The sequence below is a fragment of the Rhizobium leguminosarum genome (assembly GCF_019798305.1).
In the GTDB taxonomy this organism is placed as follows: Bacteria; Pseudomonadota; Alphaproteobacteria; order Rhizobiales; family Rhizobiaceae; genus Rhizobium; species Rhizobium leguminosarum_U.
The window spans coordinates 171,775-189,531 of sequence record NZ_JAAXDD010000012.1 but is presented as its reverse complement, the minus strand read 5'-3'; the positions used below and the strand labels follow the sequence as shown (position 1 = coordinate 189,531).

General features: G+C 62.9%; 15 protein-coding genes. 5 read left to right on the top strand and 10 right to left on the bottom strand.

The features are described 5' to 3' along the window. The first annotated feature begins 61 nt into the window (after nt 1–61). The 4 genes from HFO99_RS22115 to HFO99_RS22100 are packed head-to-tail and all read left to right on the top strand — an operon-like array spanning nt 62 to nt 4,690. Nucleotides 62–1,096: an Ldh family oxidoreductase gene (locus HFO99_RS22115; RefSeq protein WP_222363602.1), complete on the top strand. Its 1,035-nt coding sequence runs from the start codon at nt 62–64 to the stop codon at nt 1,094–1,096. Further along, a complete protein-coding gene (locus HFO99_RS22110) occupies nt 1,093–2,322 on the top strand; it encodes an iron-containing alcohol dehydrogenase (protein WP_222363601.1) in 1,230 nt (409 codons plus the stop codon). Before HFO99_RS22115 ends, HFO99_RS22110 begins: the two co-directional genes overlap by 4 nt. Nucleotides 2,323–2,336: 14 nt before the next feature. Beyond that, nucleotides 2,337–3,827: an NAD-dependent succinate-semialdehyde dehydrogenase gene (locus tag HFO99_RS22105; protein ID WP_222363600.1), complete on the top strand. Its 1,491-nt coding sequence runs from the start codon at nt 2,337–2,339 to the stop codon at nt 3,825–3,827. A gap of 11 nt (nt 3,828–3,838) precedes the next feature. Then, the gene (locus tag HFO99_RS22100; protein WP_222363599.1) at nt 3,839–4,690 is read left to right on the top strand and encodes an alpha/beta hydrolase; all 852 of its coding nucleotides are present in this window, start codon (nt 3,839–3,841) and stop codon (nt 4,688–4,690) included. Between the two features lie 112 nt (nt 4,691–4,802). Here the strand turns inward: HFO99_RS22100 and HFO99_RS22095 are convergent, their stop codons facing one another. Next, a complete protein-coding gene (locus HFO99_RS22095; RefSeq protein ID WP_222363598.1) occupies nt 4,803–6,128 on the bottom strand; it encodes an NAD(P)/FAD-dependent oxidoreductase in 1,326 nt (441 codons plus the stop codon). Nucleotides 6,129–6,344: 216 nt separating this feature from the next. On the opposite strand from HFO99_RS22095, the gene HFO99_RS22090 reads away from it, so the two are divergent. Further along, complete coding sequence (locus HFO99_RS22090) at nt 6,345–6,821, top strand: Lrp/AsnC family transcriptional regulator (RefSeq protein ID WP_003562931.1); 477 nt, start codon at nt 6,345–6,347, stop codon at nt 6,819–6,821. A gap of 331 nt (nt 6,822–7,152) precedes the next feature. Here HFO99_RS22090 and HFO99_RS22085 read toward each other — a convergent pair whose 3' ends face one another. The 9 genes from HFO99_RS22085 to otnI all read right to left on the bottom strand — a co-directional run bounded on the left by HFO99_RS22085 (nt 7,153) and on the right by otnI (nt 17,753). Then, nucleotides 7,153–8,808, bottom strand: a complete 1,656-nt coding sequence (locus tag HFO99_RS22085; RefSeq protein WP_222363597.1) for an ABC transporter ATP-binding protein — start codon at nt 8,806–8,808, stop codon at nt 7,153–7,155. Beyond that, complete coding sequence (locus HFO99_RS22080; RefSeq protein ID WP_222331829.1) at nt 8,805–9,671, bottom strand: ABC transporter permease; 867 nt, start codon at nt 9,669–9,671, stop codon at nt 8,805–8,807. Before HFO99_RS22080 ends, HFO99_RS22085 begins: the two co-directional genes overlap by 4 nt. Next, the gene (locus HFO99_RS22075; RefSeq protein ID WP_222363596.1) at nt 9,668–10,618 is read right to left on the bottom strand and encodes an ABC transporter permease; all 951 of its coding nucleotides are present in this window, start codon (nt 10,616–10,618) and stop codon (nt 9,668–9,670) included. Before HFO99_RS22075 ends, HFO99_RS22080 begins: the two co-directional genes overlap by 4 nt. A 91-nt stretch (nt 10,619–10,709) precedes the next feature. After that, nucleotides 10,710–12,320 (bottom strand): ABC transporter substrate-binding protein, encoded by a 1,611-nt coding sequence (locus tag HFO99_RS22070; protein WP_222363595.1) that lies wholly within the window; start codon nt 12,318–12,320, stop codon nt 10,710–10,712. Nucleotides 12,321–12,383: 63 nt separating this feature from the next. Continuing rightward, nucleotides 12,384–13,097, bottom strand: a complete 714-nt coding sequence (locus HFO99_RS22065) for an HAD-IA family hydrolase (protein WP_222363594.1) — start codon at nt 13,095–13,097, stop codon at nt 12,384–12,386. 213 nt (nt 13,098–13,310) lie between these two features. Next, nucleotides 13,311–14,687 carry an aspartate aminotransferase family protein gene (locus tag HFO99_RS22060; RefSeq protein WP_222363593.1) on the bottom strand — a complete coding sequence of 459 codons (1,377 nt, stop codon included), beginning with the start codon at nt 14,685–14,687 and terminating at the stop codon, nt 13,311–13,313. A 13-nt stretch (nt 14,688–14,700) separates the two neighbouring features. Further along, nucleotides 14,701–15,537 (bottom strand): GNAT family N-acetyltransferase, encoded by an 837-nt coding sequence (locus HFO99_RS22055; protein WP_222363697.1) that lies wholly within the window; start codon nt 15,535–15,537, stop codon nt 14,701–14,703. 155 nt (nt 15,538–15,692) lie between these two features. Beyond that, nucleotides 15,693–16,973, bottom strand: a complete 1,281-nt coding sequence (otnK, locus tag HFO99_RS22050) for a 3-oxo-tetronate kinase (RefSeq protein WP_222363592.1) — start codon at nt 16,971–16,973, stop codon at nt 15,693–15,695. A gap of 3 nt (nt 16,974–16,976) precedes the next feature. Continuing rightward, nucleotides 16,977–17,753, bottom strand: a complete 777-nt coding sequence (otnI, locus tag HFO99_RS22045) for a 2-oxo-tetronate isomerase (protein WP_222363591.1) — start codon at nt 17,751–17,753, stop codon at nt 16,977–16,979. Between the last annotated feature and the right edge of the window lie 4 nt (nt 17,754–17,757).

Below are 17,757 nucleotides of genomic sequence, written 5' to 3'. Positions count from 1 at the left end.
CACGATGCTGCGCCCAAGACAATCCTATATCCTATACGATTTAATATAGGGAGGAAAAATCATGCGCATATCCGAAGCCTCAGCGCTTGCACTTGCCACCCGCCTGCTGGAAGAGCATGGCGCACCGCGTGACCATGCGGCGCTGCAGGCTCGCATCCTGGTGACGGCCGAGATGAAGGGGCACCCCTCGCATGGCCTGTACCGGCTTCCGCGGCTGGTCGAGCGCATCGATCGCGGTGTCATTGACCCGCAGACGAAGGGCACGCAGCGCTGGCGCGCGGATGCGGTGCTGGAGGTGGAGGGTTCGTCGGGATTTGGGCCCGTCGTCGCCATGGCCGCGATCGAGCGGCTGGCGCCTCACATTCCGGATCTCGGCATCGGCCTTGTCGCCGTGCGGAATGCCAACCACCTCGGCATGCTCGCGCATTATGTGGAGGCCATCGCCGCACTGGGTCTCGTCGGCATCGCGCTCTCGTCGAGTGAGGCGCTGGTCCATCCCTTCGGCGGCACCCGGGCGATGCTGGGCACCAATCCCATCGCCATCGCCGTACCAACGGCCGAGGAACCGCTCGTGCTCGACCTCGCCACCAGCCTCGTGCCGATGGGCAGGATCCATCATCACGCGGCGACCGGCAGACCCATTCCCGAGGGATGGGCGCGCGATGCGGCCGGCAAGCCGACGACAGATCCGGGGCGTGCGAAGGCCGGCGCGATTGCGCCCTTCGGCGACGCGAAGGGCTACGGCGTCGGCATCGCTTTGGAGCTGCTGGTGGCAGCTCTTGCCGGCTCGGCGCTGGCGCCGGATGTGCGCGGCACGCTCGACAGCCAGTCGCCATGCAACAAGGGCGACGTCTTCATCTTGATCGAGCCCAGTCTGGCGCCGGGACTGCCGGAGCGGCTGTCGACCTATCTCGATGCCGTGCGCGCTTCACCACCCGCCAGCGCCGGCGAACCGGTTCTCATCCCGGGCGATCGTGCCCGTGGGCGGCGAGCGGCGGCAAGCCGCAACGGGTTCGAGATCGACCAGCGCCTCTGGGAAGACCTCAACGGGCTTTCGCGCCCGCGCATTCTGGCCTTCGAGGGACAAAGATCATGAGCCTGTTTGCCGCCTTGAGGTTGCCGCGGGAAATCCTGTTTGGCGTCGGCCAGCGCCACGCGCTCGCGAGCGTCGCCAGCAGGACCGGCCGGCGCGCACTGGTCTGCACGGATGCGCGTTTTGCCGCAACACCGGTCTTCGCGGAAATGATCGCCGCGCTTGAAGCGGTCGGCATCGTCGTCCTGGTGCATGACCAGACGCTGCCGGACGTGCCGCAAGATACGGTCGCGGATTGCATTGAAGCCTCGCGCGGCTTTGAGCCCGACATGGTGATCGGCATCGGTGGAGGCAGCTGTCTCGACATGGCCAAATGCGCTTCCCTCTTGCTCGCTCATGGCGGCGCGCTCGCCGATTACTACGGTGAGTTCAAGGTGCCGGCGCCCGTCCTGCCGGTCATCGCCGTGCCGACGACGGCAGGGACCGGCTCCGAGGTGACGCCGGTTGCTGTTGTTTCCGATCCCGATCGTATCCTGAAGGTTGGCATTTCCAGCCCATATCTCATCGCCGCAGCGGCGATCTGCGACCCGGAACTGACCTTATCCTGCCCGCCAGGGCTCACCGCGATTGCCGGTGCGGATGCGTTGACGCATGCCATCGAAGCCTTCACGGCCATGCGCCGCCCCGGCGATCCTGAACTCGCGCAGCAGCATGTCTTCATCGGCAAGAGCGATCTCTCCGACCAGTTCGCGCTGCATGCCATCCGGCTCCTCAGCCGGAGCCTGGAAAAGGCCTTCGTCGACGGCTCCGACATCGATGCGCGCGCCGATGTGATGATGGGTGCGCTCGCAGCCGGCTGCGCCTTCGGAACGGCGGGTACCGCCGCGGCCCATGCCGTGCAATATCCGGTCGGTGCCTTGACCCATACGCCGCACGGCCTCGGGGTTGCGACCATGCTGCCCTATGTCATGACATATAATCGCCGCGTCGCGGGCGCGGACATCGCCATTGTCGGTAGGGCGCTCGGCCTTGATCCCACCGGGGTGGAGGACGACGAAACAGTTGCCGATGCGGCGATCGGCGAGGTCTGCCGCCTCTTCGCCGCGATCGGCATCGCGCCGACGCTTGCCGGGCTCGGCCTGCCGGAAGACCGGATCGACTGGGCCGCAGAGCAGGCGCTCGGCATCGGCCGGCTGATCAAGAATAATCCACGCTCCTTCGATGCGGCCGCCATGCGCGGCCTGGTGCGCGCCGCCTATGACGGCGACCTGCCCGCTTCCGCCCTCTGACCTGGGAAATCATCATGAACGTCAACCAGCATTCTCCGCATTCGGACCACGATTTCTTCGGCCTCAGCGCGTTCTCCCGCGGCCTCTATATCAGCGGCGCCTGGCGGCCTGCGGCGGGCGAGGGCCGGATCGAGGTGATCGACCCCTCGACCGAGGCGGTCATTGCCTCTGTGCCCGATGCCACCGTCGCGGATGCGGCGGCGGCCGTAGAGGCTGCCGCAAGTGCGGCGGAAGGCTGGCGCGAGATGCCGCCGAGAAAGCGTTCGGAGATCCTGCGCCGCTGCTTTGAACTTATGGTGGAGCGTTCCGAAACGCTCGCCGGGCTCATTTCGCTCGAGAACGGGAAGGCGTTGCGCGACGCGCGCGGCGAGGTGGCCTATGCGGCAGAGTTCTTTCGGTGGAATGCCGAGGAGGCGGTGCGCATCTCTGGTGAGTTCGGCATTGCCCCGGCCGGCGGAAACCGCATCGTCGTCGATTACCAGCCTATCGGCATCTGCGTTCTCATCACTCCGTGGAATTTCCCGGCCGCGATGGCGACCCGCAAGATCGCTCCGGCCCTTGCCGCAGGCTGCACCGTCATCCTGAAGCCGGCGAGCGAGACGCCGCTGACGGCCTATGCGCTTGCGGCTCTCTACGAGGAGGCTGGCGTGCCGCCGGGCGTCGTGAACGTGATGTCAACATCGACGCCGGGCCCTGTCATCGCAGCCATGCTGGCCGACCCGCGCGTGCGAAAACTTTCCTTCACAGGTTCGACCGGCGTCGGCCGCACGCTACTGGCGGAAGCGGCGAAAAATGTCATCTCCTGTTCCATGGAACTCGGCGGCAACGCGCCATTCATCGTTTTCGACGATGCGGACATTGACGCGGCGATCGAAGGTCTGATGGTCGCGAAAATGCGCAACGCGGGTGAAGCCTGCACGGCGGCAAACCGGATTTATGTCCAGTCTGGTATCCATGATGTCTTCGCGGAAAAATTCACCCGACGCATGTCCGCCCTCAGGGTCGGCCCGGGTGTGGATCCGGATACGGAATGCGGTCCGATGATTACGCGCAAGGCGGTGGAGAAGATCGAGCGCCTGGTTGCGGACGCCATTTCGCGCGGCGCGCGCGCCCTCTGCGGCGGACGAACATTGGCAGGGCGGCCCGGCTTTTTTTATCCGCCGACGGTGCTTGTCGATGTTCCCCCGGCTTCCGACATGGGGTGCGAGGAGATTTTCGGTCCCGTCGCGCCGCTCTACCGTTTCGAGACCGAGGCAGAGGTCATCGCTGCCGCCAACGCTACGGAGTATGGCCTTGCCGCCTACATCTATACCCGCGACATTGGCCGTGGCATGCGCGTCGCCTCCAAGGTCGAGGCGGGCATGATTGCGCTTAATCGTGGATTGGTCTCCGATCCCGCTGCCCCCTTCGGCGGTGTGAAACAGAGCGGACTTGGACGTGAAGGAGGACAGCATCACGGTATCGCGGAGTTCATGGAAGCCAAGTACATTGCGACAAGTTTCTGAGGGAGGAACCTGTGGCCGCCGATCCGTTCCGCATTCGTGACCATGTCGCAGATTTCGACGCGATCGTTGGCGATCTCCGGGCCCGCAGCCTTGCGACGCGGCATGCTGTAGCCATGGAGGCCAACGTCGCCTACGGGGCTGGACCTGGCGAGACGCTCGACATCTTCCTGCCAGATAGCGCCGGCTCGGACTTGCCGATCCACATGTTCATCCATGGAGGCTATTGGCGGATGTTCTCCAAGGAGGACTACTCCTGCGTCGCTGAGACCATTACCGGCGCTGGCGCGGTCGCAGCCATCGTCGATTATTCCTTGATGCCCGGTGCGAGAATGGACGTCCTGGTTGGTCAGGTCCTGAAAGCCAAGGCTTTCCTGCTGGCGCATGCCGATCGTTTTGGCGCCACAGCGAAGCAATTCTCCGTCAGCGGTCACTCCGCCGGCGCACATCTTGCAACCTTTCTCTTCCATCGCTCGCCGGCGCCTTCGGGCGTAGCTGCTGCTTTCCTGCTCGGCGGCCTATATGATCTCGAACCCCTGCAGGCGTCTTTCCTGCATGACGAGATCGCCTTAAGCGACGAGGAGGTGCGATCGTTTACGCCCATGCGTCACGAGCACGATCCTGCAACGCGTGTGGCTATCATGACCGGCGAACTGGAAACTGATCCGTTCAAAATTCAGGGGAATGCGTTCAGGGACATTCTTGCCGCCCAAGGGCTTGACGTGCGGGCATCGCAGGTCGCAGACGGCAATCACATGAGCACGGTACGCGATCTCGCCGTCGCTGACACGCCTGTGGCGGCAGCATTACGCACCTTTATTGCCAATAATGTGAGTGAGGAACCGAAGCGATACACCTTCCCTTGACCGCCTGGTTTTCGTGATCGTGGCAATCGAAGCGTGATGCATAGGCTCCTATGGCCGGTACCAAGTCGTGCCGATCCGCGTCGTCGAACGTCGCGCAAAGGTCGACCGCGTCCTAAAAATCGGCGACTTTGCCCCAAGCGGATGTCGCAAAGCGGTCGGGGTGGTAGGGCCTGGGATCAACGATCGGCTCATCGCCTGTGACGATATCGGCAATCAGATGACCGGCGCCCGGCCCGATACCGAAGCCGTGGCCGCTGAAGCCGGCAGCGAGGATGAAACCCGGGAGGGTAGGGATCTCGCCGATCCCCGGCACGCCGTCAGGTGTGCTGTCGATATAGCCTGCCCAGGCCGCGCTGATATCGGTTTTCTTCAGTGCGGGAAGAAGTTCGAGCGCCCGCGAATGCGTGAGGGCAACGGTGGTCTCGTTTACCGCCGGGTCGAGGATGCGCATGCGCTCCATCGGTGTCGGCCTGTCCAGCCGCCAGCGTGCCAGAGATTCATGACCTGAGCGAAAACCTTCCAACCCGCCGGGTGCGAGACTGCGCCAGCGCCGGGCGAACATCGGCAGGAACTGCGGCGCGAAGCGGAGCTGCTGCGGCGTCGGATCGACGCGGCCGCGGCCGCTGATCGCCAGCGTGTAGCCGCCATCGCGGCGTCGCGTCACCGACACGGCGGATGTATGCAATGCATCCGGCAGGCCGGCGGCACCTGCCGATACGGAGAGGATCGACGAGCGTATCGAGGCTTGCGGAAATCGAATGCCGAGCTGGCGGCAGAAGGAGGAGGCCCAGGCGCCACCGGCGAGGATCGCGATCTTTGTCCGGATCGTGCCATGCTCGGTGACGACGCCGGAGAGCCTTCCGCCTTCGACCTCGAGGCCGCGGGCTGCACAGGATTGATGCACCGTGCCGCCGAGCTTCAGGATCGCACGCGCGACGGCCGGCGCAGCGCTTGCCGGATCGGCGGTGCCGTCGGTCGGCGAAAAGACCCCGCCTTTCCAAGAGGTGCCGGTGGCATGCCCGCGTTCGGTTGCCTCCGTGCTGCTCAGCATATGCGTCGTGACGCCGACCGAGCGGGCGAAATCGCGCCAGCGCGCCCAGCCGGACAGTTCGGCGTCGCTATTGCTGAGATAGAAAAGACCGCAACGACGGAACCCGGTGTCCTCACCGGTCTCAGTGGCGAAACGCTCCCACAGATCGAGGCTCTTCGTCGACATCGGCAGTTCACGGGCATCGCGATTCTGCTGGCGGCACCAGCCCCAGTTGCGGCTCGATTGCTCGGCGCCGATCAGGCCCTTCTCGACGAGGGCGACCTTCAATCCGCGCCGAGTGAGATAATAGGCCGCAAAAACGCCGACGATGCCGCCGCCGATGACCACGACATCAGCGGTGGAAGGCAGTTCCGGCGTGGTGTCGACGCGATTGAGCGGTGCGGGCATGGGAGAGTCTCCGTTTTAACCATAATGTAGCGGATCCGACGCCACGGCTTTGCCGGAGATCGGTTCGTGGCAGCAGAAGATTCCGTGTTGGGAGGATGCCAGCAGCGGTTTGTGCTTCGGCCTGTCTCGCAACGCGATCGACAGGTCAACGTCATGTGCTAAGGTTGATCTGGGAAACAAGCAGCATAATCTGCTGCGTCATTGAGGGCGTGTGAGATGAAACTCGACCGGATCGACGTAAAAATCCTTTACGAACTGCAGAAGAATGGCCGCGTCACTAATGTGGAACTCGCCGAACTGGTCAATCTGTCGCCGAGCCCCTGCTTGATGCGGGTGAAGAAGCTGCAGTCGGAGGGCTATATCGAAGGCTATTCAGCCCAGATCAACGTCAGCAAACTGGGGCAGACGCTGACAGTGTTCACCGAGATCACCTTGAAAAACCACCGGCAGATCGACTTCGCCCGCTTCCTGGCGGCGATCGAGAAGGTCGACCAGGTGATCGAATGCCATCTGGTTTCGGGCGGCTACGATTATATGCTGAAATTCGTCACTGCGGGGATAGACGAATACCAGACGATCATGGAGCGGCTTACCGACCTGGACGTCGGCATCGACAAATATTTCAGCTTCGTCGTCCTGAAGTCGCCGATCATCAAGGCCCACATGCCGTTGACCACCTTGTTTCCGCATTAGCCGGCGAGAAGGACCGCAGCCGGCATCACAACTGCATGTGCTTTCATCCCCCTTGGCCGCAACGCAATCTCTCAGGGTTCCAGGCCGACCTCACCCAGCTGTATCTCCCCGACTAATCCGCCCTGCCAGATGCCGATTCTCTCTGTCGCAGGTTGTTCTCCCTATAATCATAGGTTTCATACTGGTTGGAAGGACTTGCGACAGGAGTTCGGGCTTGCTTTCCAAAGCCATGTTCGCCGCCACTTGCAGATCTCGTGCCGTGGAGCCCAGGCTTTTCAACACGACCTGACCGGGTGCGCGCCGTGTCTGGCAAGCTGCAGGAGACCGGCGCTCAGTGCCGGCAATAGGCCCGCACCAGTTCCGGATCCTGTTGGAGCCCGTCGAGCCAGGCCGGATCGAGCGTCGGCACCGATGAGAAGAGCAGTTGCGAATAGGGGTGTTGCGGCGCCTTCACCGTCGAGGAGGTGATTTCCTCCACCTTCCGGCCTCCATACATCACGACGATCTCATCGCAGATGGCCTCCACCACCGAGAGGTCGTGGCTGATGAAGATGTAGGAGAGGCCGAGTTCCCGCTGCAATTCCTTGAGCAGGTCGATGACCGCGGCGGCCACCACCGTGTCGAGCGCCGATGTAATCTCGTCGCAGAGGATCAACTTCGGATCGGCGGCGAGCGCCCTGGCGAAGTTGACACGCTGCTTCTGGCCGCCCGAGAGTTCGCCCGGCCGGCGATGGCGCAGGTTGCGGGGCAGGCGTACCATATCGAGCAATTGATCAATCCGGGCGTTCCGCGCCTTTCGATCCATGCCGTGGTAAAACACCAAGGGTCTGTCGAGGATGTCCTCGACCGATTTTGCCGGATTAAGTGCGGCATCGGCATATTGGAAGACGATCTGCATCTCGCGCAACTCATCACGTGAACGGCTGCGCGCATTGCGATTCAGTTCCGTGCCGTCGAAGACGATCTTGCCGACCGCGGCCGGCAGGATGCCGGCGATGGTGCGGGCGAGCGTCGACTTGCCGCAACCGGATTCGCCGATGATGCCGAGATTACGGCCTTTTTCCACCTTCAGGCTCACGTGCTCGACCGCGCGAACGAGCGGCAGGCCATCAGCCTGGCGCTGTCCATAGCCCGCGACGAGATCTTCGATGCTCAGCAGGGGAGTGGTCGCGGGTTCGGCCGGGCCTGCCGCGCCGCGCGGCTTCGGCTCGAAGGCAGCGAGCAGTTCCCTGGTATAGGGATGCTTGGCATTGTTGAGGATCTCTTCCGTGGCGCCGGTTTCCTGCGTCTCTCCGCCTTTCAAGACCACGATGCGGTCGGCGATCTGTGCCACGACGGCAAGATCGTGCGAGACATAGACGCCTGATATGCCGCCCTTCTTCATGACTGACTTGAAAGCACGCAGCACTTCGATCTGGGTCGTGACATCGAGCGCCGTCGTCGGCTCGTCGAAGATGACGAGTGTGGGATCGCCGATCAGCGCCATGGCGGCGGCAAGTCGCTGCAGCTGGCCGCCGGAAACCTGGTGCGGATAACGGCTGCCGATCGTCTCGGGTTCGGGCAGGGACAGTGCCCGGAAGAGCTCGACCGCCCTGGCACGCGCATCGTCCGGCGACATCAGCTGGTGAATACGCGTGACTTCGATCACCTGATCCATGATCGATTTGGCCGGGTTGAAGGCGGCGGCGGCCGATTGCGGGACATAGGCGACTTCGGTGCCACGTACCTTGGCGCGCTGCTTCTCGCTGAGCCTGACCATGTCCTTGCCGCCGACCGAAACGCTGCCGCCGGAGATGCGACAGCCCGCACGGGTGTGGCCCATCAGGGTCAGGGCGATGGTAGTTTTGCCTGAGCCGCTCTCGCCGATCAGCGCGACGATCTCGCCCTCGGCGACATCGAGGCTGACACCCTTGATGATCTCGACGCGCCGGCCGGAATCGGTGGTGGCCTCGACCTTCAGGTCACGGATTTCAATGAAATTGCTCATGGCGTGCTCCGATCGCGAATTTTCTGCGGCAGGTTGTCTATCAGCAGGTTGACGCTGATCGTCAGGCTGGCGATGGCAAGCGAGGGAAACATCACCGCCGGCGCACCAAACGGCAGGCCGCCGATATTCTCGCGCACCAGCGCACCCCAATCGGCATAGGGCGGCTGGACGCCAAGGCCGAGGAAGGAAAGCCCGGAGAGCAGCAGAACGATGAAGACGAAGCGGATGCCGAGATCGGCAAGCACCGGCCCGACGATGTTGGGCAGGATTTCCGAGCGAATGAGATAGAAGGTGCTTTCGCCGCGGATGCGCGCGACGGTGATGAAATCCATCGCATTGATGTTGACGGCGAGCGCCCGGGCGAAGCGATAAGCGCCGGGGATGTAGATCACCGACAGCGTCAGGATCAGCACCGGGACCGAGGAGCCGACGGCAGCGACGACCACCAGGCCGAACAGCTTGCTCGGGATGGAGTTGAGAGCGTCGAGGAAGCGGCTGAGGATCGTGTCCAGCCAGCCGCCGGCCACCGCTGCGATCATGCCGAGCACGACGCCGCTGAAGCATGCGATCGTGACCGCCGCCAGCGAGATGCCGACCGTATAGCGCGCGCCCATCAGAATCCGCGAGAGCATGTCGCGGCCGAGATAATCGGAGCCGAGCCAAAGTTCCCGGCTCATCGGGCCGAAATAGTCGAGATCGATAATTTCGCCGACGGGGTAGGGAATGATCCACGGCGCGAAGATCGCGACGAGCGCCCATAAGAAGATGACAGTGAAGCCGATCGCGCCGACGATGTTGAAGCGATAGCCAAACCGGGTTCCGGACAGCCGGCCGGAGGTGGTTTCGGAACTGGTCATGGTCATCGGAGCCTCGGATTGGAAAGGATGGCGATGATATCGGCGATGGTGATCAGGAGCAGATAGCCCAGGCAGAAGATCATCGCGCAGCTCTGGATCAGCGGCAGGTCGCGGGTGGCGACGGCATCCAGCATCAGCTTGGCGATACCAGGATAGTTGAAAATAGTCTCGACGATGATGACGCCTCCGAGCAGATAGGACAGCGAAAGCGCAACGGCATTGACGATCGGGCCGAGCGCATTCGGCAGTGCATGGCGAAAGACGATGCGCGGCCGGGAGGCGCCCTTGAGCAGCGCCATCTCGACATAGGGTGTGTTGAGCGTCTCGATGACAGCCGCGCGCGTCATGCGGATCATCTGGGCCGAGACGACGAAGGTGAGGGTGATCACCGGCATGGCATAGACGCGTAACAGGTTGGTCAGACTGTGGACCTCATTGGCGAAAGACAGCGCCGGCAGCCATTTCAGATAGACGGCGAAGATGAGCGCGGCGGAGGTCGCGACCATGAACTCCGGCACGGAGATGACGCCGATGGTGATCACCGTGACGATCCGGTCGTAAAGGGTGCCGCGTAGCATCGCCGCGGTGATCCCGAGCGTCAGCGCAATCGGCACGGAGAAAAGCGCGGTGACGCCGGCAAGTTTCAACGTATTGACAAAGCGACCGGCAATGAGAGCGGCGACCGGCATTTCGTTGGCATAGGACGTGCCGAGATCGCCCTGCAGCAATCCGACGATCCAGCGCAGGAAACGAAAAAGCGCCGGTTCGTCGAGATGCATGGCCTTGCGCAGGCCTTCGACGGCTTCCGGCGTGGCGGCTTGGCCGAGCAGGATCGTCGCCGTATCTCCAGGCAACAGCGTTGTCGCGAAGAAGACGGCGAAGGAGACGATCACCAGGGTGATCACGGCGACGAACAATCTGCTCAGTACAAGGGATAAGACCTGGCGGTTCACGGGCGTCTTCCCTTTGCGTTCGAGTTAAGTTCCATCAATGCAGATGGAGGAAACTGGGGCGCGGGCTGCAGCCCCAGTCTCCTTTGCTTAGTCAGGCTTCAAGCCAGACATATTCCGCGAAAGCGTATCCCATCTGGCCGCCGAGCGGGTTGGCTTCCAGGCCCTTGAGCTTGGCGGTCGTGGCATCGACGTTCGAGATATAGGCCGGAATGATTGTACCAGCTTCCTGGGCGACCATGCCCTGCATCTCATTATAGATCGTCTTGCGCTTGTCTTGATCGAGAGAGCCGCGCGCCTCGATCAGCATCTTGTCGAACTTCTCCGACTTGTAGTGGCTTTCGTTCCATGGAGCGTCCGAGGTGTAGAGCAGGGAGAAGAGGATATCGGGGGTCGGCCGCGGGTTGATATTGCCGAAGTGGATCGGCGCCTTGAGCCAGTAATTGTCCCAATATCCATCGGATGGCACTCGCTGCACATCGAGCTTCATGCCGATTTCGGCGCCGGCCGCCTGGATGATCATGGCCATGTCGATCGACGAGCTCGCCGCATCGGAAGCGATGATCGGAATGGATTGGCCAAGCACTCCGGCCTTTTCGAAGTGGAACTTCGCCTTCTCAGGATCAAAGGCTCGCGCTTTCAGCTCTGCGTCATGATAGAAGTTCGCCGGCGAAACGGGTTGATCGTTGCCGACTTCACCAAGACCGCGCAGCGCCGATTTGACGATCTGTTCACGGTTGACGAGATACTTCATGCCCTCGATGAAGTCCCGCTTATTGCCGGGCTCCATATCCAGTCGCATGTTGAGATTGGTATAGTTGCCGGACGTCGTCTTCGACAAGGTGAAGCCGTCGCCCTGGGCCTCGACGAGGCGCATAGAGCGCGGATTGATCGTGGCTGCGAGATGGATGTCGCCCGCAAGCAGTGCGTTGACGCGGGCATTGTCGTCGCTGATGGCGAAATATTCGAAGGAATCGACGTTCGGGCCGGATTTCCAGTAATTCTTGTTTTTGATCCCGACGGACCGAACGCCCGGCTCGAAGACTTCCTTGACGAAAGCGCCGGTGCCGTTGGCTTTGGTGAAATCGGTCGTGCCGTCGGCGACGATCATGAAGTGATGCATCGACAGGATGGTCGGCAGGTCGGCATTCGGGCTGGCCAGCGTGATCTCGACGGTTTGTTTGTCGACCGCCTTGAAGCCGGTCATCTGGGCGGCGATCTTGGCGACCTTCGAGCCGACGGACGGATCGAGATGGCGCTTCAGCGAGAAGACCACGTCTTCGGCGGTCAGCGGCTTGCCGTCATGGAAGGTAACGCCGTTCTTCAGCTTGACCGTCCAGGTCTTCGCATCCTTGGACTCGATCGCGTCGGCAAGTTCCATCTGCGGCGTGCCGCTCTTGTCGAGGAAGGTGAGGCGGTTATAAAACGAGCAGCACCGGACATAGTCGGTGGAGAGCGACGCTTTTGCGGGGTCCAGCGTATCGGCCGTCGAGGACGACCAGCCGGCCGCCTTGAGCGAGCCGCCGGAAACCGGCGTGGCGGCGAGCGCCTTGCCGGCGCGGCCAAGCACGAGCCCGCCAGCTGATATGGCCACGCCGCCCGCAAGCATCATATGCAGCAACTCGCGACGAGTGGCGCCACGACGGATGGCGCTTTCGATCTTGGCATCGTCGGAGCTGGTCCAATTGGTGATCTTGTCGTTCATCTCATTCCCCTTTTCTTGTGTGGCGGGCTGCCCGTTGCGGGCAGGTCCGATCTGCTTTCAAAGTCAGGCGCGCGCGGCGGCCACGGCATCGGCAAGGCCGGCCATGGAGGTGAAATGGTAATCGGGTTTGGTGAACTCGGCCGGTTCAATCGTGCCGCCGTAACCCTTCTCGGCATGTCGCCGCTCGATCCAGCAATTGGTCAGCCCGAGTTTCCTGGAAATCCCGATATCGTGGTACTGGCTCTGAGCGACATGCAGGATGTCGTCCTTCGAATGTCCTTCCGAGGCGACGTAGTCGAATACCTTCTCGAAGAAGGCGGGATCGGGTTTCTCGGTCCCGGTATCATCCGCAGTGAAGGCGGCATAAAAGGGATTGCCGAGCTCTTTCTCGAAGAAATCGAATGCCCAGCGGCGGGCATTGGTCATCGCAACGAGGCGGTAATCTTTCGCAAGACTGGCCAGCGCTGCGCCGCTGTCTGCAAAACCCTTCCAGCTCTTCGCCGAATCCCGCAGGCGTTCGCCATATTTTTGCTCAGCGGGCAGGCCGAGCCTCGGCGCGATCGCCAGGTAGACGCGCACGAGGTCGTCCGGAAAGAGATCGGCATCCTTGGAGTAGCGGGCTGCGCGGTAGAGGCTAAGAGCCTGCTCGCCGTTGACGGTGCTTCCGACCTCGGCCGCGATCTCGGCGAAGCAGGTCTTGAGGCCGCCCTCGAAGTCGATAAGCGTGCCGACGACGTCGAAGGTCATGTATTTGAATTCCGAAAGGCTCTTGCTCACGTGAATTCCCCAGTGTTCGGCTCCGATGGGAGCTCGGCTTCTCGAAGAAGAAAATTCTGTTCCGCTGGCGGGGTCTTTGTCCCGCTCTTTTCAAGGCCGGCATCTGCCGGGGCCTTTCGTTGTTTTCAGTGTGTCACCTGCAGTGTGCCGGATTCGCCGAATAGGCATCATGAGGCGGCACAAAATACCGAATCTGACCGTTTCGCGATATTCTCAGGCCTGCAACGCCCGCCGCACGTCCGGGTCCTCCAGCGTCTCGTCCAGGGTGATGCGGGTGCGCTCGACGATCGCGTCAATCTCCGTCTCTGTGCAGCAAAGCGGCGGAGCATAGCCAATTGCACCATTGCCGAAGGCGCGGATGACGAGGCCGTTTTCCCATGCACGATCGAAGATGCGGCGGGCGGGTTCGGCAGATGCCGGCAACGGCGTTTTGTTCACCTTGTCGACCACCAGTTCGACGGCGGCCAGCATGCCGCGGCCGCGGACATCGCCGACGAGCGGATGATCCCTCAGCGATTCCAGGCCCTGCATCAGCCGCGCACCGGCCCTGACGCCGTTTTCGAGAAGGCCGGTTTCATAAAGCTTCAGGACTTCGAGGCCGACCGCGGCGCTAACGGGATGGGCCGAATAGGTGTAGCCATGGCCGACGGCGGCCGCACCCGCGCCCTCAGCAATCGTTTGATAGACGTGATCGGCCATCAAGACAGCGCCCATGGGGACGTAGCCGGAGGTGAGGCCCTTGGCGGTCGTCATGAAATCGGGCACGACTTCATCCTCGGTGCAGGCAAAAAGCGGGCCGGTGCGGCCAAAGCCTGTGATCACTTCGTCCGCCACGAAAAGGATGTCGTGCGCGCGGCAGAATTCGCGCATGGCTTTCATCCAGCCTTTCGGCGGCACCAGAACGCCGCCCGAGCCCTGGATCGGTTCGACGTAGAAGGCGGCGACGCGCTCCGGCCCGATCGCCTCGACCTTGCTTTTCAGCGCCGCAAGCGAGGCGTCGATGATCGCCTGCGGATTGTCGCCCACCGGGTTGCGATAGGCGTAGTGAGACGGAATCTTATGCTGCCAATCGAATGGAACGCCGAAGCCGGCATGGAAGGCAGGCAGCGCGGTCAAACCCGCACCGACCGTCGAGGAACCGTGATAGCCTTGTTCAACCGAGATGAACTGATCGCGCTGAGGCTGTCCACGGGCATGCCAATAGTAGCGGATGAAGCGGACCGTGCTGTCCACTGCATCGGAGCCGCCGAGCGTGAAATAGACGTGGTTGAGATCGCCCGGTGCGCGGTCGGCGAGTTCGCCGGCTAGCCGGATCGCGGGCTCTGAGCCGAGGCCGAAATAGGCCGTCGCATAGGGAAGCTCGCGCATCTGCCGGGCCGCTGCCTCGACGATGCTCTCGTGGCCGTAACCGGCATTGACGCACCAGAGGCCGGCGAAGCCGTCGATCAGCTGCTTGCCGGAGGCGTCGGTGACCGTCGCGCCCTTGGCCGAGGCGAGCACGCGCACGCCAAGCTTTTCATGGCCGCGATAGGAGGCGACCGGATGGATGAGGTGGGCGCGATCGAGTTCGATGAGGGAATTGCTGTACATGGAGATCTCCGGATCAGCCGAGCGCCTGGCTGGCGAGGGCAAAGGTGGTAACGGCCGGGTCGGCGGCGTGCTGGACGAAGGGCTTTTTCATCGTGATTCCGCCGCCGACATGGGCGAACCCGTGTTCGGCAAGCCACGGGGAAAGCCCGGTCTCATCAGTGGTATCGACCCTGAGGAACCGCCCGGGCCGCCTGGCGATGAAATGTTCGATGAGCTTCCTGGCCTGATCGAGGTCGGCGGCCACCACGGGTCCGATCACTTCGCCACGGCCGAAGGGACGCAGGCAAGCGAACCCCGAAACGTGGCCGTCGCGGCGAATGACGGCGAATGCGCCGATCCCGGCGAAATAAGAGAGCAGCCCCTCGCGATCGGCGCCGAAGGCACGGCGATCGAGTGCCGCGATAGCAGGGAGGTCGGCGTCGGTAGCCGCTTGCGTTTCCACCGGTGCGGCGATGTCTCCGGCAAGGCCCTGATGTTGCGCCACGGTTCCCGTCTCGTGGAAGCCAAGCTTCTGGTAGAGCGGCAGGCCTGCCGTCGTCGCCACCAGCCTCAGCGGCCGGTCTCCCGCGGCCAGCAATGCGGCGTCCATGAGTTTCCGGCCGAGACCCCTGCCGCGCATCGTCTCGTTGACGATGACCATGTTGATCGTCGCGCAATCTTTCTTGTAAGGCGTGACGAGGACGGTGCCGACGAGCTTGCCGTCCTCGACTGCAACCATCCCGTCGCTCAAGGCGAGCGCCAGCTGCCAGTCTTCGGTCCGATGCGGCCAGCCCGCCTGCCTTGAGAGCGCAACGGCGGCTTCCAGATGATCGGGGCCGAATGGGACGATTTCGATCTGACTTGCTTGCATGGGGGCGTCCTTCATCTCGTACCCGTCAGTCTGCCGGAGCGCCGGCGGGCAGATCGTCTGAAGGCCATAGTTCATGCAGTATCTTATAGCGCTGCTGTCATGGGGCGCCGCATCTTATGCTGGAACCGACCGATACTCATCGAAACGAGGCCCTGTCAGTGCATCATCGCCAGCGCGGCCGTAAAGAAATCCTCGCCTCCGAAGTTTCCTGATTTTAGCGCCAAAAGCATATCGCCCTGCGCATTGCCGATCGTGCGCAGCACCGGCACGCCGGGCGCAATCTCCGGGCCGATCAGAAATGCCGGAATGGCGAGCCTGTCGACGGCCGCGCCCGAGGTTTCGCCGCCTGCGATCACAAGGCGCCGGACGCCTCTTTCCACCAGTTCGGCTGTGATGATCGACGTTGCGGTCTCGATCGCGTGGCCGGAGGCCTCTCGTCCATAAAGCGATTGCAGCCGGGACACGGCTTCAGGCGCAGCACTCGCGGCGACGACGACGGGGCCGGCGGAGATGCGGTCTCCGGCCCAGGAAATCGCCGCGGCGATCTCATCCGGACCGGCAAGCAGCCGCTCCGGGTCGAGCCGCAGGACGGGCATCGACCGTTCGGCGATGTCGAGCTGGCGGAGCGTCGCCTTGGAGCAACTGCCGGCAACGATCGCGGAAAGCCCGCCCACCGGGCGAATGGCGTCCGTCGTCGTTGCACCGCTGGAGGATATCCGGCCGGAGCGGACGAGCGCGCGGGCAAGGCCGAGGCCGAGGCCGGACGCACCGGTGGACACCGGCGTTTCGAGAGCGATCTCGCCGAGCGTTTCAAGATCCCGTTCGAAAATTGCATCGGCGATAACAGCAGTAACGGCTGCGGTGCGAAAGGAATCGAGCCTCGCCTTGACGGCATCAGGTCCGGCCGCGATGGCTATGAGATCGAGCAGTCCGACGGCATTGCGCGATTGGCGGGTGAGAACCCGCACGAGATTGGCGTCATGCATCGGATTGAGGGGGTGGTGCTTGAGCGGGCTTTCGTTCAGCGGCTGTCCGCCGACGAAGAGATGGCCAAGATAGACGGTGCGTCCCGTTTCCGGAAAGGCGGGCGTCACCAGCACGACGCCGCCACCGGCCGCCTCGCTCAAGGCCTCGGTGACCGGACCGATATTGCCGGCATCGGTGGAATCGAAGGTCGAGCAGATCTTGTAGAGCACATGGCCGGCGCCCCGCTGGCGCAGCCATCGCTCAGCGCTGGTGGCAGCCGTCACGGCGTCCGAGGCCGGGACGGATCTGATCTTCAGGGAAACGACCACGGCGTCGACATCCGGCAGCGCGAGCGACGGATCAGGGATCCCGACAGTCTGCACCGTGCGCAGACCGTTCTTCGTCAGGGTGTTGGCGAGGTCGGATGCGCCCGTATAGTCGTCAGCGATTGATCCGAGGAAAATAGCCATCGTCTAGCTCCGTGCAAAAGGTTTGAACCAGCCAAGACCGTCGAGTGTGTGGTCGCGCGGGATGTATTCGCAGCCGACGAAACCGTCAAAAGCCAGGCGGTCGATTTCGCCGAACAGATAGGGATAGTTCAACTCCTCCCCATCCGGCTCATTGCGTGACGGCACACTGGCGATCTGGATATGGCCGGTGATCGGCAGCAGGCGTCGTAATGCCATGGTGACGTCGCCATGGATGATCTGACGGTGATAGATGTCGAACTGCAGCTTCAGGTTCGGCAGGCCGGATTCGGCAATCAGCCGCTCAGCCGCGCCGAAGTCGTTGAGGAAATATCCAGGCATGTTTCGCCCGTTGATCGGCTCGAGCAGCAGGTCGATGCCCTTTTCCGCAAGCCGCCCGGCGGCATAGGTGACGGAGCGCCGGTAACAGGCGGCGGCGTCTTCGTCATGACGGTCGGCGATGCCTGCCATCAAGTGCAACCGTCTGACGCCCGTCGCCGCCGCGTAGTCCAGTGCCCGCTCGACATCGGCTTTCAGCGCATCGAACCGTTCGGGAAGGGCCGCTATGCCACGTTCGCCTGCTGCCCAGTCGCCCGGCGGCAGATTGAACAAGGCCTGCTGCAGATTGTTGCGGGCAAGCCGTTCGGCGATGGCCTCGGGCGCGGCTTCATAAGGAAAGAGGTATTCGACGGCGGCAAAGCCGGCATCGGCTGCGGCGTCGAAGCGGTCGAGGAACGCCCATTCGTTGAACATCATCGTCAGGTTGGCGGCAAAAACCGGCATGTCT